Source organism: Brevundimonas huaxiensis (assembly GCF_014218725.1).
In the GTDB taxonomy this organism is placed as follows: domain Bacteria; phylum Pseudomonadota; class Alphaproteobacteria; order Caulobacterales; family Caulobacteraceae; genus Brevundimonas; species Brevundimonas huaxiensis.
This window is the reverse complement of sequence record NZ_JABBJE010000005.1, coordinates 142,337-168,726: the sequence shown is the minus strand read 5'-3', so window position 1 is coordinate 168,726 and position 26,390 is coordinate 142,337. Positions and strand designations below refer to the sequence as shown.

Genomic DNA, 26,390 nt, shown 5'->3' with positions numbered 1-26,390 from the left:
TAAAGTGCGTATTACACGCCCGGCGCCGCCGCGGCCCGAAGCGTCGCCAAGCGCTCTTCGCAGGTTTCACTCACCAGATCGCGAAGACGACGCGCGCAGCTCGCCAAAGCGTTCAGATCTTCGACGCTCACGTCGTACTGGTCTGAGTAACGGGCCTCGACATAGGCGCGCTTGAGGGTTTCGAACCGACGTTTGTCGATGCGCTGCTCGCGCGGCCACGCCTCGACCAGACGCTTATCGACGTCTTCCGCGAGGGAGCGAAGGAATTTGATATTGTGGGACCGCGGGAAGTAGAAGGTGTGGACGAGCAGGAAGCAGATGTAAGCTCGCTCTACCGCTTGGTGGAGGTTGTAAGCGGCATCGTTTCTCTTCCCCGCAGTCATGCAGAACTTTGCGATCTCAAGAGAGTCGACTATTTTCGGCATCCAATGAGCGAAGTAGCGCTGCGCCATCTGCAAGGCGTCGCGGGATGTCATCGGCTTGGGCACTGCAAGCGGGTGACCGGGCAGCTCGTAAAGCATGACGCCGTCGCGAGCGATGTCGGTCCAGAAGTACTCGCCGCGGCCGAGCGCCCGGTTCACCTCGGCCAAGTCGTGAACGATGATGTTGACGATGCGACCAACGGAAGAGTCGCGCAGGATCCGGTTTTCGGCTTCCCACCAGTAGTCGGCGATGTCGGTCAGCTTGGGGTGGCTGACAATGATGAGCAGATCGAAGTCGGAGAGATAGCCGTTTTCGGGCTCGTCGACCCAATCGTTGCGGGCATAGCTGCCGAACAGGATGATCTTCAGGACCTGCCCGCCCTTGCGCCACTCCGAGGTTCCGCCGGCCCCCTTGCGGAGGGCGGCCTCGAACTCGGTGAGCAGAGTCGTGCGGACGTGCGCAAGCTCCTGCTGCTGGGGTTCTGGAAGGTGATCGACGCTGGTTTTCATCACGACAAGTCTAGCGAGAAAACCATGCTTTGCGCATCTGTTTTCAGGCTTGGGGCCATGCATGAGGGGCCGCTCAATCTAGAACAACCGAACCGGCGGCCTCCAGATGCTGCTTCGAAATCCCAGTGGAAGTTGGGGATGACCACTTGGCACACGGCTGCCGCGCGTCATTCCCGTTTGACTAGATCGCGGACCACACTTGACGTAGCGTCGATCCATCCGGGGGGCGGGCCGTTGGCACTGATCACAATTTGCATTTTCGTCGCGGTCGTCTGGCTGGCGATGAATGCTCAGGCAAAAAAGCGAAAACGCAGTGCCACAAGTCCGCCGCCGCGGGTGCCACGATATGAGGATGAGCAGGTCTCCCGGACCCAGCATATCCGGCTGGAGTTGCCGGTCGGTCAGTTGCAGGCCGACTCGCCTGGGTTGTCAGCCTCTCCGAGCTCCGCGCTCAGGGCTCGGGACGCCGCGCCCGATCCGCGCGCTGAACTGATGATGGCCCACGGCATTGCCCTGACCGCCGGGCGCTACGTCGTGAAGGGTTACGGCTTTTCGGAACTGTCGCAGGCGGTCAACTACGCCCGGAGGCTTGCCGCCCAAGGTGCCGCCGAACCCGGAAGAGAAGCCGCCGTCTCGGAGATTTCGAAGCCCTTGCGCTCTACTCCACCGGTCGAAACGGCTCCCGCTAAGTCCGTCGAGCCATCGCTTGAAGCAACGCGTATGACCGCACACGGCATCACTTATCACGACGGCCGCTACGTTGCGGGGACCTATGGGTTTTCGACCCTCGACCAGGCTGTCGCTTTTGCGAGCCGGAAAGGCGAGGGGCGGCCGAACCCATCACCCCCAGCAGCGACCCGCGCTGTGGCGTCCGCACAGTCTGCGGTGCCGTCAGCGCCTTCCGCAAGGCTGTTACCGGGATGGATCGCCGACGGTCGTGGTGTGCAGATCGGGCCCGTGTTCGTGCCGGGGGGCATGATCTACGCAGGTCATGCTGGTGCGTCTGTGGAGTGGCTTAACGAACGGAGTCTAGCCGACCCTTCATTGCAGGTCAGCCTTTCGGGCGCCGACCCACTCGGGTCGAGTTTGCCTTACTGGCCATCGTACAGGGACCTCACGCCGAACGCACGTCGGTCTTACTTAGACTGGCTTGCGGGTGGACGGACCGATCCGGTCGGCATCGGCTATGTCTTCCTGTTCTTCTACGGCCTGGAACGCCGCCTGTTCATCGACAGGGCGTTCCACGACGCCGAAGCCATCATTGCGGAGGTCACCCGGCTCAGGGCCGCCTACAGCGACAACTATTCCTTCGATGGCTACGCGCGCCGTTTTCTCGAAGCTGCCGAGCTGGTGCGCTCAGACGTTGTTCAACGACCAACCCTGTCTCCGAGGATGGGCAATGGGGAGTTCGAGATTCCACTTCCGGCCAGGCGTTATCTCGGCGCGCGCCTCGCGGAACAGATTCCGTTCGACGCCGACGACTGCCTCGTGTGGACGCTCTGTCTGCCTGACACCTATCTACGCACTCCTGGTTCAAGATGTTTCGAGGAACTCGCGGTACTGTGGCGCCTCCGCTTTGACAGGCGCTATCCTGAAGGACTCAAAGTCCGCGCTCCCAAGCGTAGACTAAGCGGCCGATATCGCAGCGCCAGCAGCGCATTCGAGGTGACCCTCGATCTTGGGGATCTGCCCGACATCGCGGCTGTCGCGGCGCCGTTAAGCAGTCTTCGCGACCTCCTGTCGGAATGCCAGACTGATCTCGAGGCCTACAGTCGGCTACTCGGTCGGAAGCCCGAGGCTAGAGACACACTAGAGGCTGCGCTGTGCCTGCCTGACGACCTTGTCGAGACGGAATGGGGGCTGAGCGCGCGGGCCTTGAAGGCTGAGTTCGACGCCATCCTAGCAGAACACGCGATCGTCCCGATGGCGGTCACCCGGCTCTGCGACCTCATCGGATTGGATCAGGTCCAGGGCAAGGTGCCGGTGGGCGTTCATCGCCAGTTTGGCATCGTCCTGGATCGCTTGCAGATCGCGCTCGAACCGGATCGCCGATACGGAGACGCCAGCCTTACGTCGGATAGCCAAGTGGTGCTTTATCGAGCGGCGGGCGGCGGTCAGATCGACGCCGAACGGCCCGCGTACCGATCAGGCCGCACGATTGCGGAGATCTCGGCGATCGCGGCCAGTTCTGACGGCGAAGTGGTCGCGGCTGAGCTGGACCATATTGAGGCCGAGATCCGCGCGGTCAAGGATCTGCGGCCTGAAGAGCGGACACGACTTTCGGCCTATGCGATGTGGCTGCTTCAGGATCGGCCGCGCCAACTGGCGGCGATCGCAAAACTGTCCAAACTGCCTCTTCCGCTCAGGACCGAAGCGGCACGCGCCGCCGTGGCGTCGGTGCTATCCGACAGCCGGGTACAGCCGGCTGAAGTCCGCTTTCTCGAGAAACTCTACAAGGCCTTGGGCCTGCCGCAAGACGAGGTCTACGCGGCCCTCCACCGGGCCCCGGCATCGCGCGACGAACCGGTCATCGTGGCCGAGGCCACGCCCGCTGCCAAAGACGGTCTCGCTATCCCCCAAGAACCTGTCGTTCCGACCAGCGTGCAAATCGATCCCACCCGCCTGGCGCGGCTGCGTCTGGAAACGGCTGAGGTGTCCAGTCTCTTGGCCGGTATCTTCGCGGAGGATGAGGGCCCTATCGCTTCACCGGTGGTTGTCGCAACGACGTCGGCGCGCTTCGAAGGCCTGGATGTCGCTCATGCCGAATTGCTTGGGGCCGTCGTCGATGGCGGCGGGCTTGACCGCTGGACATTCGAGGCTCGCGCCAAGGCTCTGAAGCTTCTCCCAGACGGCGCGATCGAGACGATCAACGACTGGGGCTTTGACCGCTTCGACGAGCCAGTCCTCGAAGGCGACGAGGATCTGACCTCACCCGAACATCTCCGACTTCAACTTCTCGCTCTGGATCTGGCTGCATGACCTCCACACCGACGCTCAAGCCGCGTGATCGCGACATCATCCTCCAGGCCCTTGCAGCCGGCGTCGTTCCGAGGTCGGGCCTCCCACATATCCAAGTCGGCCGATCCGCTGAGATAAATGCTCTCGTGCGCGACGTGGACCGGATCGCCGACGGAGGTTCGGCTGTCCGGTTCGTCATCGGAGAGTACGGCGCCGGCAAGACCTTCTTCCTCAATCTCGTCCGATTGATTGCTCTCGAACGGCGATGCGTGACTATCCATGCCGACTTGGCACCCGACAGGCGGATCCACGCGACCGGCGGCCAGGCGAGGGGACTCTATGCGGAGGCCGTCCGCAACATGGCGACCCGGACCAAGCCCGACGGCAATGCTCTCGCCTCGATCGTCGAGAAATTTGTCACCGAATGCGTGCGCGACGCCGAGGGGCGCGGAGCTGGGGTCGAGGGGGTCATCGACGAACGCTTGGCCCCGCTGCAGGATCATAATGGCGGCTATGATTTCGCGGCGGTGCTCAAGGCTTACTGGCGCGCGAGCGAGGACGGTGACGCTGGGGGCAAGGCGGCGGCGCTGCGTTGGTTACGAGGCGAATACACCACCAAGACCGAGGCCCGGCAGGCACTGGGCGTGCGCAACATCATCGACGACGGCGACGTCTACGACAGCCTCAAACTGCTCGCGGCCTTCGTCCGGCTGGCCGGATACGCCGGGCTGGTCATAGTCTTCGATGAGATGGTCAACCTGTACAAACTCCAGAGCGCCCAGGCCCGGAACCAGAATTTCGAGCAAATCCTGCGGATCGTGAACGACGTCCTGCAGGGCAATGCGTCTGGCATAGGCTTCGTCTTTGGGGGAACCCCGGAGTTCCTTATGGACAGCCGGCGCGGCCTGTACAGCTACCAGGCCCTACAGAGCCGCTTGGTGGAGAACGCCTTTGCGACCAATGGTCTGATCGATCTGTCCGGACCCGTCATTAGGCTTCAGAGCTTGACCCCGGAAGATCTGCTGATCCTCTTGTTCAACCTGCGAACCGTCTTCGCCATGGGCGACGCGGAAAAGCACCTCGTCCCCGACGAGGCCCTGCCGTTGTTCATGAACCACTGTAACAAGCGGATCGGCGAGGCCTATTTCCGGACGCCGCGCAACACCATCAAGGCGTTCGTCCAGTTTCTATCAGTGCTGGAGCAGAACCCCGGAAAGGGTTGGGTTGAGCTGATCGGCGGCGTCGATATCGCCAACGACACCGATGGCGGCGCGGACCTTGAGGTCGAGGGCGATGGGGACGACGAACTGGCGACGCTGCGGCTTTGACCGAGACGAGTTTCGATCGGCTGCATCCCGACGTTCGCCGCTGGATACGCGACGAAGGTTGGAGCGAACTGCGGCCGGTGCAGGACGAGGCGATCCGGACGATCCTTGGAAACGATAGGGACGTCGTGATCGCGGCGGCGACTGCGGCCGGCAAGACGGAAGCCGCCTTCCTGCCACTCCTCACGCAGGCGGCCGCGCGAGAGGAGACCGGTGTATCGGTCCTCTATGTTGCGCCGCTAAAGGCCCTGATCAACGATCAGCACCGGCGGCTGGACCTTCTGTGCGAGCGCATGGGCATCGGCCTCGTTCGCTGGCATGGTGATGCGCCCCAAGGCCCCAAGCAACGAGTGTTGAAACAGCCTCGCGGCGTAGTGATGATCACGCCAGAATCGATCGAGGCGCTTCTTCTTCGCCGCTCGACGGATGCGCGCCGGCTTCTGGGATCTCTGGACGCCATCATCGTCGACGAACTGCATGCCTTTCTTCAGGGGCCGCGCGGCCTCCATCTGTTTAGCCTGCTGCGTCGGCTCGAGCTCATGTCGGCGCGCCGGCCCAGGCGGATCGGCCTGTCCGCTACCTTGGGCGACATGGGCGTCGCGGCCGCCTGGCTGAACGCGCAGGCCCCCACGTCGGTGGAGATTATCCAGCCGGAAGGCGCCGCGCCCGAATTGAGGCTTCAGGTCCGGGGTTATCTCGAGCCAGCCGAAAGCAGCCCGTCAGGCGACAATCTGGAAATCGATGGCGGCGACGAGGCCCTCGACCGGATCGCGGACCATGCCTTCTCCGTTCTTCGGGGCGACAACGCCCTGTTCTTCGGAGGCTCGCGCCGCAACGTCGAGGCCCTCTCGGACCGCCTCCTGCGCCGGTCCGAGAGGGCGGGCGTGCCCAATGAGTTCTTCCCCCACCACGGCAGCCTGTCCAAGGAACTGCGTGAGGAGCTCGAAACCCGCCTGAAGGCGGGAACCCTGCCGACGACGGCGATCGCCACCACGACCTTGGAACTCGGCATCGACCTCGGATCTGTCAAATCGGTGGCTCAGCTCGGCGCGCCTCGATCCCTGGCCTCGCTGCGCCAAAGGCTCGGCCGAAGCGGGCGGCGCAAGGACACACCTGCGATTCTCCGCATCTATACGCGGGAGCGACACCTCGGTCGTGTCTCGGACCCAATCGACCGCCTTAGGCCCCAGGTCGTCCGGGCGGTCGCGGCTGTCCGCCTTCTCCTCAGTCGCTTCGTCGAGACGCCCGGCGACGATCCGGCGGTCGTTACTGTAGCGATCCATCAGATACTCTCAATCATCACTGAGCAGGGCGGTGCGCGGGCTGACGCCCTCTATAAAACCCTCTGCGCAGCTGGACCTCTGGCGGCTCTGACGCCCGGCGATTTCGTCGAGTTGCTGCGATGGATCGCGGCACCGGAGGTTGGATTGATCGAACAGGCTCCGGATGGAACGCTGATGCTCGCCGCAACAGGCGAGGAGCTTACCGCTGCCCGCGACTTCTATGCCGTGTTCGAGACGGACCAGGAGTGGAGGCTGATCCACGGTACACGCGCCCTTGGCTCCATCCCAATCTCCAATGTCCTGGCAGTGGGCAGTCTTCTGGCCTTCGCGGGACGCCGTTGGCGGGTCGCGGACGTCGATGATCGAGCCAAGGTGCTCACGGTCACGCCGCATCCCGCCGGGCGATTGCCGAAGTTCGACCGGCAGTCGGTCGAGCCGATCGACGACAGGCTCGCGGCGGAAATCCGCGCCGTCTATCTGGACGACGATCTCCCTGCCTTCCTGGACGAGACGGCCGTGCAGCTTTTGCAGGAAGGGCGGGCAGTATTCCACGCGCTCGATCTGGCGGAAAACGCACTGGTCGCCAGCGGTGCCGACACCCACATCTTCACGTGGAGGGGCACAGCGATGAACGATGTCCTCGCGGTCTGTCTGACGGCGGCCGGACTCGACTGCGAGGCCCACGACTTGGGCGTGACGGTCTCCGACGCCACCCCGTTGGAGGTGGCGGCTTTTATCAAAAAGTTGCCGGGAGACGTGGCAGCGGATGATCTCAGTGAGTTCGTCGCAAACCTGCAGAAGGCCAAGTACGACATGTTCGCCCCTCCCTCGTTGTTGCGCAGACTTTGGGCGCGACGACATAAGGGCGCGGTCGGCTGTTTGAGCAGCTGGGCCGGTTCTGTCTCTCAATCGGCCAATCTCCTTCAGGGAAAGACATATCCCGATCTGTGCTGAGCGAAGTCGGTCGCCTTGGCGTTGATGACGCGGATCAAAGCGCTCTCACACGACAACGGTGTCGTGATCCTGCCCCTTGACCCAACTTCCAGCTCCCGGGATTTCGAAGGCGAGGCGTATCTGCGCTTTATCCGAAAGTGGATTTGTCGAGGCACCTTGCGACAACATCATGCCGAATGACATTGAGATCTAGATCGAACTTATGGCGCGGAGGCGTCAATAAGGGTCGACCCTTCCGCGGATTCAGGGAGCCCGTAGACCTCGCATATCAGAACGCGACACCTATCGAAAATGACCTCCGCCATGTTCGGCGGGTAAACATGATCGCTTCCGTGAGCGATCTCGTTGCGGATCGAGGCCAACAGGGCATGGTCGTCTCCCCAAGCGCTTGGGCTTGGCGCAGCGATGAGGCCGTGTTTCACCGCATGGTCCAGCCTTGGCTTCAAGCCGCTCAGCTTCAAGGCGGACTTGCCCAACCGCATCTTGAGTGAGAACTCGAGCGTGGCCAGCGCCTGTCCGCAGGCCACTACCATCAACTCATAGTCGAACCAGCCATACAGAAGGGCATGAAGCGCGCGGCCGTAGAGGCGCTGGATGGCTTCGGGGGCCGTGATCGGAAGTCGGAGACGCGCGACCATCCCGTGGTGATCTTCGAAGGTGATCGGTCGGAGCCCAGCAACGGGATCGTCGATCATCATGATCCTGTATCGGTCGTCCGAATGAAGCGCCTGCGCGAAGGATTTCATCGGCTGAGCTCCCGGCACGGATAAGGGGCGGATGCAGCGCGCACCAGCCCGATACATAGTCGCGTCATCTTCGTTTACCGCCGACGGAGTTGAGGGCTCAACTGCGTCGGCCCCAAGGCTCCAAGGCCCCATGTCCCCAGTGCCCGGTTTCAACGGATCCAAGATCCTCGGCGACGGCGAGAGAGTTATGATCCCCTCTCAGTCCCGTGCACTTCCACCAAGATTGGCTCAGGTGCGAATTAGGATAACGCCATGACGTGTCCATACCGGTAAAGCCGGTCACTACAAAGCTGCCGCTGAAATGTGCGCCGGGCGTTGAGAACATGTGAGATTCGCATGCGCCCACGCCTTTAGCCGAAGCCTGGACATACGCGTGGGCCGCACCGGGCTACCGCAGCTTAGGCGACGGGCCTTTCATGGCGAACCGGAATCTGGCGTCGTCTCCTGCAGCGCGACGCCATTGGTTTAGCTGGGCCCTAAACGAAAGGCTCCGCGCGCTGGCGGACGATGTCGGAAATCCGGTCTCGGATACGATCCGCGCCGGGGGCGATCCGTTCCGGCACCGGCAGGGCTTGCAGTCCGTCCACCGTGCGCCGGGCGCAGTCGGCGGTCAGTTGCGCGGCCCGAGCGACCGGAAGGTCTATGGTTCGGGCGAGCGCCTGGAAATCCTCGGGGGTCAGACGGTCCCGTTTGCCGTTGAGGGTCAGGGCCATCTGATCGTTGTCCAGGCCAGGGAAGATCCGCGTGGTGACGGCGTCATAGACCGGGGCGAAGCGCACCTCGTCGAAATGCTCGCTGCCGGGGTCGGCGATCTTCAGCAGGGCCAGGTTCTTCAGGTGCATATCTCCGTCTGCGATGAGCCAGGCGAAAACCGCCCGCCGGTAAAGGATTTCCAGGTCCTGGGCCGGTTGTGTCGACAGGGGGCGCAGTCCACGCGCCGTGCGTTCGATGGAGCCCTCGTACTTGCGCAGGGGCGGCAGTTCGAGGATTGAGCAGAAATCCTCCAGCGCATATCGGCGCGCGTCGTTGTCCGTGCGGCGGATGTCGAACCGCTCGACCACAAGGGCCGGGCGCATGCCGTCCGGCATGGGGACAAGAGCGGCGTCGGGTGTTTCGAAACCGGCGGCGCGGGCGAGCGCCAACCCCATCCATTCGACGATCGGCAGGTCTTCGAAGCCGTTGGTGCCCGCCGGCTTCAGGATATGGGTGAAGGGCGCCCCCGTTGACGGGATGAGCTCGCCGCCCGTCGTCAGGCACATCGGCGCCTTGATCTGGATTCCGGAGAGACGCGGCGTGTCGCGGGAGGCGAACAGCTTGGCCAGATTGGCCTGGAAGCTCTCTTCGAGGGATCGACGTGTCGGGCCCTCGTAGCGGCCGGTGAAGACCCCGTCGTCGATGTGCTGCGCCAGACGGCCCTGAAGCACGTCCGGGGTTACTTCAGCCAGCTCGGCCGGGTCGGAGACGATGGCGATGTTCGACATGTAGCGCCGGCCCGTTCGCAGGAGCTCACGCTCGTCGCGAGCGTCCAGAATCTCGGCCAGCCAGCCTTCCGGCAGCAGGGATTCGATGAAGGGGGGAAGGCTGCCGGGGCGGGTCGGCCGCACCAGGGGCGGCTGGCCCTTGGCGGTGGCGGCCCAGCGCCACTCGACACCGTCGTGGGTCAGCTCGCCGACGGGCGCGCCGTGCCAGGCCACCGTCAGACCCACCCGGGCCGCATTCGCGGGGGCCTGGGCCGGATGGGCGGCGTCGAGAAAGCGTTCGGCGGCCTCGGCTTCGCGAGTCCAGCGGATTAGACGCCCAAGCACCCATACGGCGTCCGCAGCCTGGCGCGCGTCGCCGTATTCTTCGATCAGACGCTCCGCCATCCGGCGACGCATGAGGGGGTCGATCGCACCGGCATGCTCGCTGCGGATGCGGAAGGCCTCCAGAAAACGCTGGCGGGGGGACGAGGCCGTCATGTGAATTTCGCCCATCGCGTCAGCGACGATGGCGGGAACCGTGGACGGAGCATCCGGCCCTTGGTTCTGGATAATCTCCAGACCCCGAATCCGTGTTCGCTGGTTGCGACGCCCGCTCAAAAACAGGCGGCCGTCCAATGTGGGCGCCAACAGGAGAGCCGAGGCGCCGGACAGATAGGCGCGGGGATAAAGATAGGCGGCGATCCGCACCGCGTGCGCCATGATCACGGCATCGACGTCGTCGGCTGCGTCCACATAAACGCCACGGACCAGGGCCACGAGGTTGCCCGAGCGAGCGGCGGCGTGGGCACGCGCCCGGTCAATCGTCTCTCCTACCAGATGTAGCGCCATAACTTTCCCGTATTTCACATACGCGATAGTTAGGCCTTTCAAGCCGAGCTGTCAGCGCCAATGCGAGAGTAGGCCGGTAAATCGGGAAATGGCGGGACACCACACATCGAAACCGTGCTGACTGCCCGCATCAGTCCTAGAAGTCGAAGCCGAGCTGACCCTCGGCAAGGGTTGATCGCGGTCGCCGCGCGGGACGGTGTCTGGGATGGGGCGACGCCATCGCCGCAGAGGGCGCCGGTTCAGGGGTCGCCGTATCGATGACGCGGACTTCCGAAGGGCGCGGCTTGGCCGCGGCCCGCCGGGTCGGGATCGGGGCGCCCCGGCTCTCGTTCCAGGCGGCGATGTCGCGTTCTCGCCAGGCCACCCGGCCGGGTGAAATCGGCACCGGGTCGGGGAAATCCCCGGCCTGACGCATCCGCCACGCCGTCGTGCGGCCGAGCCCCGTGAGGTCGCGGACCTGACGCCAGCCGAGAAACCGGTCCAGCCCTCGCTCATGGGCCATGACGCTGCTCCAGGAGCGAGACCGCGCGGTCGCCCATGACCGTGGCGAGGGCCGCGGCGTCGTTCGCCGCATCGAGCGGGTCGCGACTCCACCAGACCAGCAGGACGGCCTTGAGCGGGTAGCTGACCGAGGGGTCGTTCAGCAGGGCCTCCAGGCTGGGGCGTTGGGAGGTCATGATGCGGCCTCCCGGCTGCGGGCCTCGCGCCGAAGGCGCTGACGTTCGCTGGAGGACGCGACCGGCGCTGTGATCTGGGACCGGGCCCAGGCTTCGAGCAGGTCGAGAGGGTAGAAGGGCTTGTTCCGGATGTGACGGCAGGGCGGTCCGCCCGAGCCGGTCGAATAGGCCCGCGCCAGGGTCGTCGGCTTCATCCGGATGCCCCTGCCCTCCAGAAAGGCCGAGGCCTCCGCCCGCGTCAGCAAGGTCTCCGCCGTCTCGGGCGCTTGATCCGCGCCGTCGCGGGGCTCCGTCGCGAAGGTCATAGCGCGGCCTCCGCCGGAGTGCATTCCCGCGACGACCGGACCCCGCGACCCGCCGTTAGCGCCAGGTAGCAGTTGATCACGGTCACGACGTAGTTCTGCGTTTCGGTGATGTTCGGGATCCGGCCCAGTCTGGCGACCCGATCGGGACCGGAGTTATAGGCCGCGAGGGCCAGGCGCAGATCGCCGAAGCGGAGGATCTGGCGGGCGAGGTAGTCGGCGCCGCCGCGCAGGTTCTCATAGGGATCGAACCGGTCCCGAACGCCAAGGTCGGCGGCGGTGCCCGGCATCAGCTGGGTCAGGCCGCAGGCGCCCGCGTGGGAGCAGGCCTGGGGGCGGTAGGCGCTTTCCACCACGACCAGGGCGTGGAGCAGCTTGCGGTCCAGGCCGTGTCGGTCGGCCGCTTCAGCGATGGCCTCGGCGAAAGGCTGGTCCAGATCCGCGAGACGGACCGCTTCCACACCGGCGACGTCGGGCGTCGTCGCGTCCACGGCGGCGCCGACGAACAGGTCCCCGCCGGCGGGACGCCAGTCGATGCGTGTCTGGGCGGCGGCCGGCGACGTCGCCGCGAGGACGGCGAGGGCGGCGATCGGAAGGCTGCGTTTCACCATGTCAGGGCCTCCCGATAGACGCCCTCGATCTGGGCGGTCGTGACCGGCCCGAAGTACCGACTGTCCAGGCTGGACGGCGTGTCGCCGAGCAGCAGTCGTTCGTCGGCGGCGAGCCTGCGGCAGCCCCGCCAGGCCGGGAGAGGCGCGCCGTTGCGGTCCCTGTCGTGGATCCGGACGGTGCGCATCGGGGCGATCATCCAGCGGCCGTCCGAGCAGACGGCATCGCCCCCCGTCGCCGCCACCCGTTTGATCAGGCGCACCTCGGGCGGCATGCCCTGACGCGCCAGATAGGGACGCACGACGGCTGGCTGGCGAATGGCGACGACTTCGCCCCGGGAGATTTCGGCGGCCGCCGTGCGGACATAGACGCCCTTGGGCAGGCTCGGGCTTTCATTGATCAGCGCGAGCGCGGGCCGTTGTCCCCCGATCGCGCCGAACGCCAGGAGGCCGACGGCGGGCACCATGGCCGCCGTGAGAAGGCGAGGGAGACGGGTCATCGGCGATAGGGCTCCAGAATGAGATCGCGGGTGATCATCACCCGGACCGGCGCGCCCGCCCGGACGCGGATGGACGGCTGAACCGTGAGCTCGCGGTCGATGAGCCGTCCCCCGACCTGGGAGGCCTCAATGGACGCGGCGCTCCCGGCACTGGCGGCGAACGATCGATCATCTGATCCGCCCCGCGCCAGCTCGCCGAGGGTGGTGATGGCGCCGGCGAAGAGCGTCGCGACGCCGAGCGGCCAGAGACGCCGATCGACCTCGCCGCGGACCCCGACGGAGCCCTGCGCATCGACGCCGGGCTCCTCCGAGAGGATCAGGCTCTTGCCGTTGGGAAGGATCAGCCGGTCCCAGACCAGGAAGGCCCGGCGATCGCCATGGGCGCTCTCGCCTTCGTGGCGTCCGATCAGCCGCGTCCCCTGCGGAACGACGAGATGACGTCCGGTGATGGAATCGAACACATTCTGGCTGACCGTGGCCACGACGGGACCGGGACGGGACGTATCGACCGCTGTCAGCAAGACGCCCGGGATGACGGCCCCGGCCTTCAGCTCGTAGGGGGACACGGGCGCCAGGAGGCCGTGCGGGCTGTAGATCGCCCCATAGTCCCGCATCTCGGGCGAGGGACCCGGGTCTGATCGGCCGGCGGCCTGGACGGTTCCGCTTCGCGGTGCCCCCTCGAAGAAGAGCCCCGAGGCGGCCGCCTGGTCCGCCGGCCGCGGCGCGCGGGGAGCCGTGCTGTACGGGGGCGCAAGTATGCGCGCGGGCTGTGGGGGTGTCGCGGTCTCTCTTGCCTCGGGCGGCGCGCCCCGGCGCTCCGGCAGGGCGTCAGTCTGGGCGAGGCGGTCATAGCTCGCCGGCTGGTCGGTCACGCGGTCCGAAGGCCTGACGCTGCCTCGCGCCTCGCCTGCGCCCTCGGCGTCCGCAGCGTCGCGAGCCTGGCGCGTCATCTGCGGCTGGACCACGAAGGCCCAGGCGAGAGATCCGGACACGAGCAGGGCCGCAACCAACACCGCCCCCTGGACGACAGACTTGCGGATGCGGACGGCCCCGGGACGCGGCGCCCGTCCCATCAAGGGCGGCGGCGGGGCCTTGGGAGCCGTGACGGGCGGCGGGGGCGCCGGTGTCTGCATGCCGGGTTGAGTTCCGGCGGTTTCAGCGCTGTGGGGATCGATCATCGGGCGGCTCCCGGAAGACGGCGGATATGGACGATCTGCGGTCGACGATCGCCGAGCCGCAGCTCCGCTTCATCGAAGATCCGATCAACGATCAGGACGCCGTCGGCCTGCCGGTAGTTGACCAGCTGGAGGTCTCCGTCGGCCCTGATGAAGAGGGCCGGCGCCTCATCGATGTCGGCGTCCGGCGACAGGGTGATGAAGGTCCGTGTGCCGTCATTGAACACGGCGGTCGGCGCCCAGCGCGGCGCCCGCCCACGCGGGTCGATCCTGTAGCGGGCATCGATCGGCCCCTGGGGCGTTGCCGCTGCGACATCGACCGGCGGCAGGCCGGACTGCCCCTCGGCGGCCTCGGGGCCGTGCGACGCAAACCCGTAGTCCCAGGCGATGGCGGCGTTGAAGGCGTCGGCCGACCCGCTGCGAAGGATCAGGAGATAGACCCTCTGGCTCGTCGTCAGGACCAGGTTGGTCTCGAGCCCGGCCTGCAGCGGCTTGATCAGGACATGGGTTCGCGCCGAGACGCCGGAGCCGGACTGGCTCTCGCCGATCTGCCAGCGGACCGTGTCCCCGGCCGCCTTGGCCGACACGGTTTCTCCCGGGGCAAGGGTCAGGGTGGTGACCCGCAAGGGAGCGGTCCAGACCTCGTAGACCCGCCCGTCGAACCAGGCGAACACCTGGACCCCGCCGACGAAGGCGTCCGCGCTGGAGGCGGCGCGCGCCGACCGGTTGGCCGCCGCAATGGCCGCGCGTCCGGAAGGCAGGCTGTCGGTTGGAGCGGCCGCGTCCCGACGTCGGCGTGGCGACGCGGAGGCTGCAACCGTCTCGAGATAGGGCCGTGCCGTGGAGCCGAGATCAGCGGCCGCCGTGACCGGATCGGGCCTGGTCTCCAGGGCCGGCTCGGGACGCGCGACCGCCGGCGGCTCCGCGAGGCCGATCGGGGTGGAGAGCGCGATCGGTTCCACACCGCCGTCGGCGCCATGAACCAGGGCGCAGCCGGAAAGCGCAAGGGCGGCGGCGATCGGGACAGCCGTCCCGCTCAGGAAGCGTCGGGGGTCCATGAGACATCCTCGATCTTGAGGCCAAGGGGATTGCGCATCAGCTCCGCCTCGTTGCGGGGCGGCTGATGGGCGACGGTGATGAGGGCGCGCCAGCGCTCGGCCCCCGCTTGCTGACCGTTGACGAAGCGGGTCTCTCGCCACTGCAGATCGAAGGTTCGCTCGCTGCGGCGGACGACGTTGAGCACCTCGACATTGACCGCTTCCCGGCCGGCGTCGGCGAACGGGTCGTTGGCCTGGGCCCAGTCGTTCAGGAAGGCGGAGGCCTTGGGGCTCAGGAGGTCGTAGGCGCGCAGCCAGTTCTGACGGATCACGATCGGATCGATCGACTTAGAGCGGACGTCCCGGATCCACTGGGCGAGCGCATAGCCGGTCTGGGCCTCGGTCGGCTCGTAACGGCCGTCCAGGGCGGTGATCCTCTGCGTCTGTCCCCAGTCGGACACCTCCACGACGAAAGGTCGGACCACGGCGCGATCCGCCTGGACCCACCAGCCCGCGCCGAGAAAGGCCGCCAGACCGAGATTGGCCAGGGCGATGCGGCGCCAGTTGCGGGCATGGGCGATGGAAAGACCCATCCGGTCGTCCCAGACCTGACCGGCGCGCTGATAGGGGGTGGCTTCAGGGGACGCGGTCAGGGGGCGTTTGGGCTTGAAGAAGGGATGCATGCTCAATCCTCGGGTCTGACGGTGGGTTTGAGGGCGCCGCTGTTCTCGCCGGCCGGCATCAGGGCGCGAGCCGAGTTGGCGATGAAGAAGGCCTGGAGGGCGGCGGATCGGCCGGCGGTGCGACCGCTGCCTGCACCCGGCGGTCTCTCCTCCGACAGGGAAGGCCGGTCGCGGCGCTCGGCGTCAGGCGCCGGCTTGCCGAGGGACGGCGCCGAGGCCGGCCGATCGGCCGACTCTTCGGCCGGCGACGCCGAGGTCGACCGCGATGGTCCCGATCCTGCGGGCGGAGAGGCGGACGCGCGGGAGGGGGTTGAGGCCGCCGCAGCGCCGCCGGAGCCCGGCGCGGGTCTTGGCGAAGGTCGAGGTCCGCCGCCCGGCGGAAAGCTCCCGGACGACGGTCCGCTTCCGGAGGAGCGCGCCCCGGAGGCCGCGCCTGCGGCGGCTTTGGACGACCCGCTGACGGCGGCGGCCCGCCCGGCCATGGCTCCGGCCCCCGCCACGCCGCCCGCCACGAGGGCCCCGGCGCCGGCGACAGCCAATCCGCTCGTCAGGGCTGCGCCCGCCCCCAGGGCTGGCCCACCGGTCACGAGGGCCGAGGCGAGGTTCGGGATGAAGATCGCCAGCATGGCCAGCAGCAGGGCGGCGACCAGAATGGTCAGGGCCTCGTAGATGTCAGGATTGGCCGAGGGCTGGAGCTGGTCGAAGATCGTCCGCGCGCCCGAGACGACGATGGCCAGCGCCAATACCTTGAGCCCGGAGGAGACGACGTAGCCGAGCGGCCGCTCGGCCAGAAAGGCGGTCTTGTTCCAGATGCCGAACGGCAGGAGGACGAAGCCGCCCAGGGTGACGATCTTGAACTCCAGCAGGGAGACGATGATCTGCAGGGCCAGGATCGCGAAGGCCAGCATGATGCCGATCATGGCCAGCCCGAGGATGAGGGCGTCGGCCATGTTTCCCATGACGTCGAGCGGGTTCTCGACCGGTGCGGGCGTTTCGCCCAGCGCCTTCACGATCTCCCAGCCCTGCTGGAGGATGGCGCCCGGATTGAGAAACTCCGCGCGCGACAGGGAGCCTCCGCCGGCGGTGAGGCCGAGCTCTAGGAAGCCGGCGTAGATCGTTTCCGACAGGGCCTGCCAGTCATTGATGAGCCAGGCGAAGGCCCCGATCAGCAGCACCTTGCCGAAGCCTGAGGCGAGGACGTCGCGGTTGGGCGAGAGCGCCCACTGGATGCCCGTCAGCGCCACCACGAGCGCGATCAGCAGTCCGAACACCCCATTGACCGAGCCGGACAGGGCGTCGAAGCCGGCGGTGACGGTGTCGGAAAACACCACCATCAGCTCGTTCGGGGTCTCCATTCCGGGGCCAGCCATCATCGCGCTCCTCAGTCCCGAGCGTGGGGCAAGGGGTTGAAGGACGGGGCGGTCGGCGTGGACGCGCCCCGCGCCCAGAAGCGGCGCCGGGCCTCGATCGCGGCGTCCCTTTCGGCGGCCTGGCGCGCCGCGCCCTCGGCCATCAGCCGGGACTGGGCCAGAAGCAGGGTCCGCATGCTGGCCAGATCCTCCGCGAGGACGGACAACATCTGGGTCGAGGACTGGATCGCGGCCGTTTCGCCCTCCGCCGCCTCGCTGGCGGCCATGGCGCCCCGGACACGCCCGTCCCGGCTCTGGGCCAGCCGCTCCAGTTCGGCCGCCGTCCGCGCCAGATCCTCGGCGGTCCGTCGGGCGGTCGTGGACCGGTCGGCGCCGAGCGCCGTGAGATCCGAGAGAGACAGGTCGTCCGGGTACAGATCGGCAAACTGCCGCTGGACACCGTCGAGGGTCGATGCCGTGCCCCGGACGGTCCGCGCCAGCTCGCCGATGTCGCGCAGGGTCTCCGATGACCCGGCGAGATGACTGTAGGGCGAGGCGGCGAGGCTGCGCGCCTGATTGGCCAGCGCCCGCGCGTCATTGGCGAGGCTTTCCAACTGCCGAGCCGCCTGGAGGCTGGTCTGCACATGGGCGCGGGGATCGTAGACGATCTGCTGGGCGGCGGAGGGCGGCGGGAAGCCTGCGACTGCGGCGAGCACCAGGGCGGTCGCCGCCAGGACCGAGGACCTACTCCGCCGCGTACCGGACGGGTTCCGGGGCGGGCGGATCGAAGCTGTCGAAGACATTGTCGACATGCTGGACTCCTTTGGCTTTGAGGAATTCGCGGGCGAAGCGGTCCGGCCGCAGATCGGCCGGGTCGAGAGCCGCCAGCACGCTCTCGATGAGGGTCTGGTCAGCCGGAGACGAGGCGCCGCAGAGCGCGAGGCCGGCTCCGGTCAGCTTCAGATCGAACAGCCGCCGCCCATCGGGCTGTCGCCAATAGTAGGTGCGCTTGGGCGTCGCCCAGGCGATCAGCTCCAGCTGGCGACGGTTCAGGCCGAACATCCGGTAGAGGTCGGCCGAGGCCGGCTCGAGCGCGCGAGGGTTGGGCAGGAAGATCTGTGTCGGGCAACTCTCGATCAGGGCCGCCGCAATGGACGAGCGCACGACGTCGTCGAGCGACTGGGTGGCGAACACCACCGCCACGCCCTTCTTGCGCAGGGTCTTGAGCCATTCGCGGATGCGGGCCGCGAAGGCTGTCTCGCCGAGAAACAGCCAGGCCTCGTCGAGGATCAGGAGCGTGGGCCGGCCGTCGAAGCCGCGCTCGATCTCATGGAACAGGGCGGCGAGCACGGAGGCGACCGCCGATGGCGTCGCCATCAGGCTCTCGAGCTCAAAGCACTCGAAGGCGGCGAGCGTTTCGTCCTGCGGGGCGACGCCGTCGATCAGGGCGCCGTGAGGTCCCTTGAGCGTCAGGGGCTCCAGGGCGGCCGCCACCGCCCTGTCCTGGACCAGGGCCGTGAAAACGGTCAGCGTGCGCTGTGCGACGGGGGCCTGGGCCAGGGCGCCGAGCGCGGCCCAGATCTCTTCGCGGACGCGCGGCGTCGGGTCCAGGCCTGCGAGGCGGACAGCGTCGGCGAGCCACTCCGAGGCCCAGGCGCGTTCGCCTTCGTCCTCGATCCGGGCGAGCGGCTGGAGGGTGAAGTCTCCGCCCGGCTGCAGTGGGTGCCAGCGCCCGCCGGCGGCCAGGGTCGCGGCGCGCGCGCTGCGGCCCTTGTCGAAGACGACGACGCGGGCCTTCGGGTAGCGGAACCACTGGAGAGCCAGAAAGGCGAGCAAGGCGCTCTTTCCAGAGCCGGTCGGCCCCACGACCATGGCGTGGCCGACGTCGCCGACATGCAGGGAGAGTCGGAAAGGCGTGGACCCGCTGGTTCGCGCGACCGCCAGCGGCGGCCCCTGCAGGCGCGGGTCTGCGGTCGGTCCGGCCCAGACGGCGGAGACTGGAAGAAGGTCGGCGAGGTTCAGGGTGGAGACCAGCGGGCGGCGGACGTCCGCATAGGGCTCGCCCGGCAGGGAGCCGAGCCAGGCCTCGACCGCATTCAGATCCTCCGTCCGGGCGACAAAGCCCTGGGCGTTCAGCGTCGCCTCGATCGCCCGGGCCTGCTCCGACGCCCGGTCGGGGTCGCGCGCCATCACCGTGATCGTCGTCGTCAGATAGCCATAGGCGCAGGCGTCCGAGCCGAGCGCCTCCAGGGCGCCGTCGCATTCGTCGGTCTTGGCGGCGGCATCCGTGTCGAGGAGCGGGACCTCCTCCTTGGTGATGGCTTCGCGCAGCAGCACGCCGACGCCCTTGCGCTTGGCGAACCAGCGTTTGCGCAGTTTGACCAGCTCGACCTCGGCATCCGCCTTGTCGAGGCCGATCCAGCGAGCGCTCCAGCGATAGGGGAAGGGCAAGGCGCCGAGGGCGTCGAGCAGCCCTGGCCGCGTGCTCGCCGGCAGACCCCGCACCGAGACCACCTTCAGCGTCTGACCGTCGAGCGTCGGCGCCACCCCGCCCAGAAGCGGCGCATCGGCGAGCCAAGCGTCTAGGAACATCGGCGTCGCGGGCAGTTCGAGATGGACCGTTCGGGGCGAAACGCAGTCGTGGAGCCAGGTCAGGATCGCCGCATCGTCCAGCATGGCGACGTCCGGAAGGGCGTCGGCCAGAAGGTCGACGATCTGTGCAGTTTCGCGCGAAAAGGCGTCCAGCGCGGTGCGCCAGTCCCGGCTCGCGGGATCGGCTCCGTCGAACAGAACCCGCTCGACCCGGCGGGTCTGGTCCGCCGGTGGAAGCCAGGTCAACGCGGCCCGGTAGTCGGTCTCGTAAGCCGGCTCGCTGGTCTCGAAGAGGGTGCGGCGCTCGGCGTCGACGAGCCAGGCGGCGGCGATCTCGAACTCGCTCTTGGGATAGGCCTGGGCGGGACGGCGACGCGCCTCCACATGCAGACACCATCCGCTGCCCAGACGTTTGAGGGCGTTGTTGAGCCGCGCCCGGACCGACATCAGCTCCAGATCCGAGGCCGACTCGAGATCGGGCCCCCGGAATCGCAGGCCGCAGGTGAAGGAGCCGTCCTTGTTCAGCACGACCCCCGGCGCGACCATGGCCGCCCAGGGCAGATGATCAGCCAGGAGCGCAGGCCGGCGGCGATGTTCATCCAGAAAGCGCATGATCAGTCTCACGCATCGAGATGGCCGGGGAGGGCCAGGTGGCGGCGAAGCACGTCGAAGAACCGCTTGTCGGCCCGGGCGGCATAGAGGCCGATGGCATGGGCGACCGCCCACCACAGCAGGCCCAGCCACCAGATCCGCAAAGCCAGCCCAAGCACCACAGCGACGGTGCCCATCAGGATGGCGTAGTCCCGCGGCATGCCCGCCAGGGTCACGGGCTCGGTCAGGGCGCCGGCGACCGGCAGATCCCAGCCGGCCGGACGGTGATCGGACAGCGTTTCAGGCATCAGGCGATCTCCGCGCCGCCGGCGAATCCGAAGAACTGCAGGAAGAAGGTCGAGGCGGCGAAGGCGATCGACAGGCCGAACAGGATGCCCAGCCCCCGCCGCATGGATGAGCCGTTCTCGCTCATGGCCACGCCGGCTCCGAAGAGCACCACCGCCACGACGGCGGCGGCCTGGACGACCGGGCCGGTGATGGATTCCACGATCTGCTGAAGCGGGCCTTCCCAAGGCATCCCGGATCCGCCCGCCATTGCCTGGCCAGCGATGAGAAGGCCGCAAGTCACCGTCGCGGCCGAAAGGCCACGTTGAAGTAAACGTCGCATGATTTAAGTTCCTGAAGCCGATGCGCAATGGTTTGCGCTGACGGTCATCAGGAAGCCAAAGTATCCACAGGCCGTCAACGCGTCCTGTGAATATATTATCCGAGCGATGGAGTTTGGATCCTGGACGATTCGAGTTTCATACTGGTTGCATGTATTTCGACTTGCAGACGACTTGCCGGTAACGACGCCGTTTGCCTGCCGGGCAAGGGTTTCGGCCGATTTCGCCAGACTATCGCCTGGGTTTCCGGGCGATGCCGCCGCAAGATTTGACCGGGCGTGAGCCGGTCAGCACGGTTTCCGGCGCCTGCAGAATATTGACGCCGAGACGATCAGCCTCTTCCGCGACCCTCAGCTCAGTCAGGACGTGAGCTGAATCTCGCGGAAGATCTCGCCTTGCTGCAGCGCGGCGCTGCGGCGATCACCGAGATCGACCAACTGATCGAGAATCTGGAGCAGCTTGAGCGCTAGGTCTTGAGACAACGGCGCCGCCCGCTCCGAGAAAATCTGCACCAGACCGGCAATCCTGGCGGCAAGGGTGGTTCCATGCCAGCCCGGCAGTTCCTCGCCATCGCCGAGCCTAAGGACGGCCAGCGTCAGGTCGGCGAAATGCTCTGGCGGATAGTGATCCCTGGCGCGTTCGCAGAGCGTCAGAAACTGGGTCATCACGAACGGAGACCAGCCCGCCGCCGCTACGAATTTCGCGACGTGGCCCAGCACCATGCCGACATCTCGCCAATCCCGGTTGACGAACCGGGCGGCTCCGCCAGCGAATTCATCGATCTGGACGAACAACAGAGCTTTCACCAGCGCGGGTTGGTCGAACCCGTGGAGTTCTCCGGCGCGGTAGCTGGTTCGAGAGAAGACGGAATCCTTCAGCAGCCGATCAAGACAAACATCGAGAACCTCCATCACGTGGGCGGGCGGCACGGGGGCGTCGAAGACATAGCGACAGACGAAGGTATCGGTGAACGGCGCCAAGAGGGTGTAAGGGTCCGACCCGCCCAAGGTGGTGATTGGCGTCAGAACCCGGTCCCGGACCGCGTCCATCTCCAGCACGCCCGCTACACGGCTGAGCAGACGGCCCAGCTCGGGGTCCCAGTCATAGGTGTCGGGACGTTGGCGGCGTTGGTCGCGGCTCCAGGAGGGCGCGATCTTCTGGATGGTCCACTCCAGCATCTGATCCACGAAGAGCAGGAAGGCCTCGCGACCATCCGTTCGAGTGATCGCTTCGACCGGGATGTGGCGAAGCAGTTCCGCCGCCAGGTGATGGTCCCAGGAGCGGGGATTCATCACCCATTTTACGCCGTCCTCCGACTCGTCCTCAGGCTCGGCCATGGCCTCCAGCCGACGACGGTTCGGGCCCGCCGCCTCGAGCCAAGGCGCCGGCGGGGTAGGCAAGGCCGTGCCGAATTCGCCCTTTCGATAGGCGGTCGTCGCCCGGGTCACCGCCGCCCGGAGATCGGCGGGGGTGTGAAGAGGATCGTTGTAACCGTTACGGCCGCGTCTGGGTTTGATGTCGCAAAGATCGAACGCAAGGCCGAGCGCGGCCCAGCCGAGCGGCGGTCGGACGTCGATCAGCGCCACGGCTTCTGCGAAGGCGGACAGGGCGACAGCCTGTAACGGATGGGCGATCAGACCGAGCAAGGCTTCGGCCAAGGCGTCATCGCCCGTCCCTGCTCTCAAGTCGGAAGCGATGGCCCGGCAAGCGAAAATGGTCTGATGCCAAGGCACGATCATTCCTGCGGTCCACAGCGCGTCCTGGCGTTCCGGGGTCTGGAGGGCCCGCAAGGTCACGTCGCGCGCCCAGACGAGATCGTCTTCAACGGTGTCGTGCCGGTGCTTCAGCAGGAGGGCCGCGACGGCGGCGACGGCTCCTCTGCGCATGCCCACCAGCTCGTCCAGCTCTCCAACGTCTTGGAATAGGCCGGGAGCATCGATCGTCCGTGCGGCCACGGCCGCTGAAGTCAGCGTGAAACGCTCTCCCAAGGTTCCGGTTTCGAAGGCCCCGGCCGCCCACGACCAGAGGCTCGATTCCAGAAGGGTCCTGGCCGCAGCCGCCCGCGCCACAACCGCCTCGTCGCTGTCGAGCGAGGGCGGGGTGTGGAAGACCGCCACCTCGCCGGGATTGTCTGTCGGCTGGATGGCGTAGGTCTTGAGATCCGCAACCTCCGCGAATTTCACCGCTCGTTCCGTGTGGTAGGCCACCGCTTCGTTGTTCGTACGGTGCTCTTCGTAGAAGAAGGGTAGAGTGGTCGGGAAAGCCTCGATCACCGCACGCACCGCGTCTGACAGCGGGCCCCCGCCGATGACGAAGCGCTGGCCGAGGTTGCGGAGCTCCATACGACGGATCGGACGGGCCAGGGCCCGTTCGATCGCCTCGACATGCGCCCGGTCGCGATCGGCCTTGAAGCCGATTAGGGCCGCGCGCGACTCCACGAGATCCTTGTGGAATCGGGCCTGATCCGCGGCCCAGAGACGCTGGGACTGAACAAGCACGGCGGAAGCGGCGGACAGGGTCCCGCTTTGCAGCGCGAGGGCTACGGCGACACCAAGGACCGCGACGCAGGTATTGCCGTCGATGATCCGCCGGATCAGCGTGTCGAGGTCCGCGCCTTTGGAAAGCTGGTCGACGGCCCAGTCTTCGAGCGCCAGATAGCCGGAGCCGAGCGCCTTGGGTCCCTGCAATCCGCGCGACCAGAGATATTCGCGCTCACCGCCCCAGAAGGTCTGACGTCCCCACGGGAAATCCAGCACGATCGGGATCGGCGTGCCCGGCGTTTCGTAGTCGAGGGTGTGTAGCTGTCGCCACGCGGTGATGGCGTGGTTGGACAGGTCGGTCACCAAGCGAATGGCCTCGTCCGGCGCATGCTGAAACAGGGCGGGATAGGGCTGCCTCAGTGGAGAGGCGGGGAAGAATGTCTTCAGATCGCGGTCGAGGGCGAGCCGTTTCCAGTCGTGGTACGAGAAGGACCGGCCACCGAACGACATGCCCAGACCGTCCGCCACCCGCTGCTGATCGACCGTCCGTTCCGCTTCCGGAATGGCCATCGCCGCCTGGCGTCGCCGGGCGGCGCGTTCGTTCTCACGAAATTCACGCTCCTTCTGGTCGGCCGGCAGCTCCTCCTTCAGATGCTTCAGGGTCACCTCAACGAGGAGCGATCCATGTGTTTCGGCCAGGATCGGCGAGAAGGCGACCACTTCCTCGAACTCAGGCTCATCGATGTCTTCGGACGCGACAAGCGTGCTCAGATAGGCGGTGGCGTGATCGGGATAGGCGCGAGCGGCACGCAGGATGAGGGTGACATACGCGGTACGGCGAGAGCTGCCGTCCTGTCGCCGGCGCCATCTCGAGATGCTGTCGTCAGGGCCGTCGCCCAAATTGGAAAGCCACCGACCGACCACGGTGAGCAGGACGTCGGAAACAGGGTTCTTCATGTCGGCGAACATGTTCTGCCAGACGGTGAAGACGGCCATGACCTGGGGCTGTAGCCGGATCGGAACCCGGTCGATCCGCTCGACCAGGAACCAGATCAGGCGGGCCCAGCTCTCAACATCCGACGGCCAACCCAGGGAGTCCGCCATCCGGATCCGGGTTTCCGGGGGCAGGTCGCCGCCGATGACGACGGGGTTCGGCGTGGTTCTCTCGGCCTGGAACCAGACCAGCGCCTTGTAGAGCCACGCGCCCTCGTTCACGAAGACCACATCCTCGTAGGCTTTCGCTTCGTTCGGAAAGACCGTCGAGCCGATTGGGCCTAGGAGCCAAGCCCTGATCCACTGACTGCGGATCTGCTGGGTCGAAAGGTTTCCAAGGGTGATCGCCCACTTTTCTGACGGGAACAGGGATTGGGAGAAGAGTTCCACGACCCGTGCAAACGCTGGCGGCTGGCCTGCCTCAACCAGTTCATCCGGCCAGTCATCAGCGCAGTCGACGAGGGTCTGGAAGAAGGCCCATTCGAAGAAGATGTCATGGGCGAAGCGCAGGGAGACGCCCGGAACGACGAACTTGAGGATTCCGTCGGAAACGAGATCAGGGATTTGCTCAACGGTGCTGGTCTGCAGTCCGGCGATCGCGATCGGCTTGCTGAGCGCCCGGGCCCGCCTGCGTCCCAGATCAACGATCGCGCGTTGGCGAAGAAGAGCGTCCTTGCCGTCCGCGGCGTACCCGCCATTGAGCCACCAGTTCCGGATCAGATCCACCTCTGAATGGAGAACGGTCGCGTCGCCGCCCGCCATGCTGGCCTGTTGCAGGATCTTGGCGAAGAAGGGACGTCTGGCGATTTCCCGAACAGCCCCCTTCGAGGTCAGGACCGGTTGCAGAGAGGGGATGTCCGAGGCCAACGCAGCCGCTTCGGAATCGTCTAGCTCAGGCGCCTCGAGTGTCTGGACGCCGAGCGCCGACAAAGCGCTGCCCAGCCAGTTGCGCAAGGGGCCGATCCCGGTGTCGCGCAGCGTCATCACGATGCGCCAGTCTTTCAACCCCTCGACCGTCGCAACGGCCCGGACGACGTCGAGCACGACCCCCCGATGCTCCTTCTCGATCCGGTCCACACCGTCAATGAACAGGGTCGGGGTGCCGACGGAGCCGACTTCAGCCATCACGTCGTCGAGCGATGCCGCGGTCAGGCCGTTGGCGGTGGCGAAGGACGTCCAGCTGGTCCCGGACAGACGGTCATGTTTCAGGAAAAGAACCGGCCCTTGCGCGAGCGCGTCCTCGATCTCCATCCTCAGGAGCACGGATTTGCCACTGCCCGGCAGGCCGGTGATCTGGACCAGTCGACCCGCGGCCATCTTTTCAATCAGCGCTTTGCGCAAGGCGGCGCGTGGCACGGTGACGCCGCTCACATCCTTTTCGATATCGGAGACCCAGGCCTGTGAGAGTTCGGACAGTCGCAGCAGATCGGGTCTAAGGGCGCCCAACCCCTGGAGGGGAGCGACCGCCTTGACCTCCCTGAGCAGTCTCGGTCGGTCGAACACGCCAGCGGCCTTGGCCGCGAGGCCGCCCATATGGCACAGCCGCGACCAAAGGAGCGAAGCCTGACCCGCCGCCTCATCCGTCAAAGCTTGTGCAGCGCGCGCGACGCCGTCCGAGCGCGCGCGAGACGCCGACGACTGGAAGTCGAACTCGATCAGCGCGAAGTGGCTGATAAGCCGGTGGAGTTCCCCATCGGAGATCGGCGCCGGACTGTAGGCGTCTGCCAGCGCTCTCAGGTCGGTGAGCAGGATCCGCGCTTCCTGGCTCGCATGGCCCCTGCTGCTGAACCGATCAAAGAAGTGGACCGCCTCGACGCTGTTCCTCGCGAAATCGATCAGCTGGTTGAGTGTCTTGGCCTTCTGGGTCGCGACATATCCGGTGACCACGCCGAAGCGATCCGCGCCTTCGCGGAAGTCTGTCTTGCGCAGGGTGGCCAGAGCGTCCCGGACGATCTCGCGGAAATCCGAGTTCGACGTCGCCGCGCTGATCGTCAGGCTGCTCTTAACCTGCACGCTGAGTCGGGCTTCGCCCCCGTCGAGACCGATCGAGTCGACGATCAGGTCATCAAGGGGCTCGCCGAAGTCGCGCTGTTGCAGGGCCACGCGCGTGACCACGCGATCGCCGGTCCCGGGCGCGGCCGTACGCGTCAGGAGCGAGGCGAGGTAGGCCCCACTGACCTCGTCCTCGAATTTGAAACCGGCGCCACCGGCGAGTTCGGGAGATTGTGGCACGTGTCGATCCAGACCATTGAAGGCGCGACTATGCACAC

At 66.6% G+C, this 26,390-nt stretch carries 20 protein-coding genes; 3 read left to right on the top strand and 17 right to left on the bottom strand.

The features are described from left to right. Positions 1–11 precede the first annotated feature (11 nt). On the bottom strand, positions 12–932 hold the full coding sequence (locus HF680_RS11505; protein WP_185225156.1) for a HEPN domain-containing protein: 921 nt from the start codon (positions 930–932) through the stop codon (positions 12–14). On the opposite strand from HF680_RS11505, the gene HF680_RS11500 reads away from it, so the two are divergent. The 3 genes from HF680_RS11500 to HF680_RS11490 are packed head-to-tail and all read left to right on the top strand — an operon-like array spanning position 879 to position 7,452. Continuing rightward, positions 879–3,911, top strand: coding sequence for a tellurite resistance TerB family protein (locus HF680_RS11500; RefSeq protein WP_185225155.1), 3,033 nt, complete (start codon positions 879–881; stop codon positions 3,909–3,911). The two genes, HF680_RS11505 and HF680_RS11500, sit on opposite strands and share 54 nt — an antisense overlap. Continuing rightward, a complete protein-coding gene (locus HF680_RS11495; protein ID WP_185225154.1) occupies positions 3,908–5,218 on the top strand; it encodes an ATP-binding protein in 1,311 nt (436 codons plus the stop codon). The genes HF680_RS11500 and HF680_RS11495 overlap by 4 nt, the downstream gene beginning before the upstream one ends. Further along, positions 5,215–7,452 carry a DEAD/DEAH box helicase gene (locus HF680_RS11490; protein ID WP_185225153.1) on the top strand — a complete coding sequence of 746 codons (2,238 nt, stop codon included), beginning with the start codon at positions 5,215–5,217 and terminating at the stop codon, positions 7,450–7,452. The genes HF680_RS11495 and HF680_RS11490 overlap by 4 nt, the downstream gene beginning before the upstream one ends. 200 nt (positions 7,453–7,652) lie before the next feature. On the opposite strand, the gene HF680_RS11485 is transcribed toward HF680_RS11490, so the two are convergent. From HF680_RS11485 to HF680_RS11410, 16 genes are all read right to left on the bottom strand, one after another. Further along, complete coding sequence (locus HF680_RS11485; RefSeq protein ID WP_185225152.1) at positions 7,653–8,198, bottom strand: hypothetical protein; 546 nt, start codon at positions 8,196–8,198, stop codon at positions 7,653–7,655. Positions 8,199–8,674: 476 nt separating this feature from the next. Further along, complete coding sequence (locus HF680_RS11480; protein WP_185225151.1) at positions 8,675–10,507, bottom strand: type II toxin-antitoxin system HipA family toxin; 1,833 nt, start codon at positions 10,505–10,507, stop codon at positions 8,675–8,677. 136 nt (positions 10,508–10,643) lie between these two features. Then, positions 10,644–11,009 (bottom strand): helix-turn-helix transcriptional regulator, encoded by a 366-nt coding sequence (locus HF680_RS11475; RefSeq protein WP_185225150.1) that lies wholly within the window; start codon positions 11,007–11,009, stop codon positions 10,644–10,646. Continuing rightward, complete coding sequence (locus tag HF680_RS11470; protein WP_185225149.1) at positions 10,999–11,184, bottom strand: hypothetical protein; 186 nt, start codon at positions 11,182–11,184, stop codon at positions 10,999–11,001. The genes HF680_RS11475 and HF680_RS11470 overlap by 11 nt, the downstream gene beginning before the upstream one ends. Beyond that, positions 11,181–11,489, bottom strand: coding sequence for a hypothetical protein (locus HF680_RS11465; RefSeq protein WP_185225148.1), 309 nt, complete (start codon positions 11,487–11,489; stop codon positions 11,181–11,183). The genes HF680_RS11470 and HF680_RS11465 overlap by 4 nt, the downstream gene beginning before the upstream one ends. Further along, a complete protein-coding gene (locus HF680_RS11460; protein WP_185225147.1) occupies positions 11,486–12,097 on the bottom strand; it encodes a lytic transglycosylase domain-containing protein in 612 nt (203 codons plus the stop codon). The genes HF680_RS11465 and HF680_RS11460 overlap by 4 nt, the downstream gene beginning before the upstream one ends. Next, positions 12,091–12,594 (bottom strand): S26 family signal peptidase, encoded by a 504-nt coding sequence (locus tag HF680_RS11455; protein WP_235968950.1) that lies wholly within the window; start codon positions 12,592–12,594, stop codon positions 12,091–12,093. The genes HF680_RS11460 and HF680_RS11455 overlap by 7 nt, the downstream gene beginning before the upstream one ends. Next, the gene (locus HF680_RS11450; protein ID WP_185225146.1) at positions 12,591–13,772 is read right to left on the bottom strand and encodes a TrbI/VirB10 family protein; all 1,182 of its coding nucleotides are present in this window, start codon (positions 13,770–13,772) and stop codon (positions 12,591–12,593) included. The genes HF680_RS11455 and HF680_RS11450 overlap by 4 nt, the downstream gene beginning before the upstream one ends. Further along, complete coding sequence (locus HF680_RS11445; protein WP_185225145.1) at positions 13,769–14,827, bottom strand: TrbG/VirB9 family P-type conjugative transfer protein; 1,059 nt, start codon at positions 14,825–14,827, stop codon at positions 13,769–13,771. The genes HF680_RS11450 and HF680_RS11445 overlap by 4 nt, the downstream gene beginning before the upstream one ends. Then, positions 14,806–15,489 (bottom strand): conjugal transfer protein TrbF, encoded by a 684-nt coding sequence (gene trbF / locus HF680_RS11440; protein WP_185225144.1) that lies wholly within the window; start codon positions 15,487–15,489, stop codon positions 14,806–14,808. Before trbF ends, HF680_RS11445 begins: the two co-directional genes overlap by 22 nt. A gap of 2 nt (positions 15,490–15,491) precedes the next feature. Further along, positions 15,492–16,859 (bottom strand): P-type conjugative transfer protein TrbL, encoded by a 1,368-nt coding sequence (gene trbL, locus HF680_RS11435; RefSeq protein WP_235968949.1) that lies wholly within the window; start codon positions 16,857–16,859, stop codon positions 15,492–15,494. An 11-nt stretch (positions 16,860–16,870) separates the two neighbouring features. Next, entirely contained in the window at positions 16,871–17,554 is a 684-nt protein-coding gene (locus HF680_RS11430; RefSeq protein ID WP_317134056.1) for a conjugal transfer protein TrbJ, read from the bottom strand. A 28-nt stretch (positions 17,555–17,582) separates the two neighbouring features. Beyond that, complete coding sequence (gene trbE / locus HF680_RS11425; protein WP_185225143.1) at positions 17,583–20,042, bottom strand: conjugal transfer protein TrbE; 2,460 nt, start codon at positions 20,040–20,042, stop codon at positions 17,583–17,585. 8 nt (positions 20,043–20,050) lie between these two features. Next, positions 20,051–20,329, bottom strand: coding sequence for a VirB3 family type IV secretion system protein (locus HF680_RS11420; protein ID WP_185225142.1), 279 nt, complete (start codon positions 20,327–20,329; stop codon positions 20,051–20,053). Then, the gene (locus tag HF680_RS11415) at positions 20,329–20,649 is read right to left on the bottom strand and encodes a TrbC/VirB2 family protein (protein ID WP_185225141.1); all 321 of its coding nucleotides are present in this window, start codon (positions 20,647–20,649) and stop codon (positions 20,329–20,331) included. Before HF680_RS11415 ends, HF680_RS11420 begins: the two co-directional genes overlap by 1 nt. Positions 20,650–21,006: 357 nt before the next feature. Further along, positions 21,007–26,352 carry an acetate and sugar kinases/Hsc70/actin family protein gene (locus HF680_RS11410; RefSeq protein ID WP_185225140.1) on the bottom strand — a complete coding sequence of 1,782 codons (5,346 nt, stop codon included), beginning with the start codon at positions 26,350–26,352 and terminating at the stop codon, positions 21,007–21,009. Between the last annotated feature and the right edge of the window lie 38 nt (positions 26,353–26,390).

Coding starts and splice junctions, on each gene's coding strand:
- HF680_RS11505 (WP_185225156.1), bottom strand. CDS start 932: ATGAAAACCAGCGTCGATCACCTTCCAGAACCCCAGCAGCAGGAGCTT.
- HF680_RS11495 (WP_185225154.1), top strand. CDS start 3,908: ATGACCTCCACACCGACGCTCAAGCCGCGTGATCGCGACATCATCCTC.
- HF680_RS11485 (WP_185225152.1), bottom strand. CDS start 8,198: ATGAAATCCTTCGCGCAGGCGCTTCATTCGGACGACCGATACAGGATC.
- HF680_RS11480 (WP_185225151.1), bottom strand. CDS start 10,507: ATGGCGCTACATCTGGTAGGAGAGACGATTGACCGGGCGCGTGCCCAC.
- HF680_RS11475 (WP_185225150.1), bottom strand. CDS start 11,009: ATGGCCCATGAGCGAGGGCTGGACCGGTTTCTCGGCTGGCGTCAGGTC.
- HF680_RS11470 (WP_185225149.1), bottom strand. CDS start 11,184: ATGACCTCCCAACGCCCCAGCCTGGAGGCCCTGCTGAACGACCCCTCG.
- HF680_RS11465 (WP_185225148.1), bottom strand. CDS start 11,489: ATGACCTTCGCGACGGAGCCCCGCGACGGCGCGGATCAAGCGCCCGAG.
- HF680_RS11460 (WP_185225147.1), bottom strand. CDS start 12,097: ATGGTGAAACGCAGCCTTCCGATCGCCGCCCTCGCCGTCCTCGCGGCG.
- HF680_RS11455 (WP_235968950.1), bottom strand. CDS start 12,594: ATGACCCGTCTCCCTCGCCTTCTCACGGCGGCCATGGTGCCCGCCGTC.
- HF680_RS11450 (WP_185225146.1), bottom strand. CDS start 13,772: ATGATCGATCCCCACAGCGCTGAAACCGCCGGAACTCAACCCGGCATG.
- HF680_RS11445 (WP_185225145.1), bottom strand. CDS start 14,827: ATGGACCCCCGACGCTTCCTGAGCGGGACGGCTGTCCCGATCGCCGCC.
- trbF (WP_185225144.1), bottom strand. CDS start 15,489: ATGCATCCCTTCTTCAAGCCCAAACGCCCCCTGACCGCGTCCCCTGAA.
- trbL (WP_235968949.1), bottom strand. CDS start 16,859: ATGGCTGGCCCCGGAATGGAGACCCCGAACGAGCTGATGGTGGTGTTT.
- trbE (WP_185225143.1), bottom strand. CDS start 20,042: ATGCGCTTTCTGGATGAACATCGCCGCCGGCCTGCGCTCCTGGCTGAT.
- HF680_RS11420 (WP_185225142.1), bottom strand. CDS start 20,329: ATGCCTGAAACGCTGTCCGATCACCGTCCGGCCGGCTGGGATCTGCCG.
- HF680_RS11415 (WP_185225141.1), bottom strand. CDS start 20,649: ATGCGACGTTTACTTCAACGTGGCCTTTCGGCCGCGACGGTGACTTGC.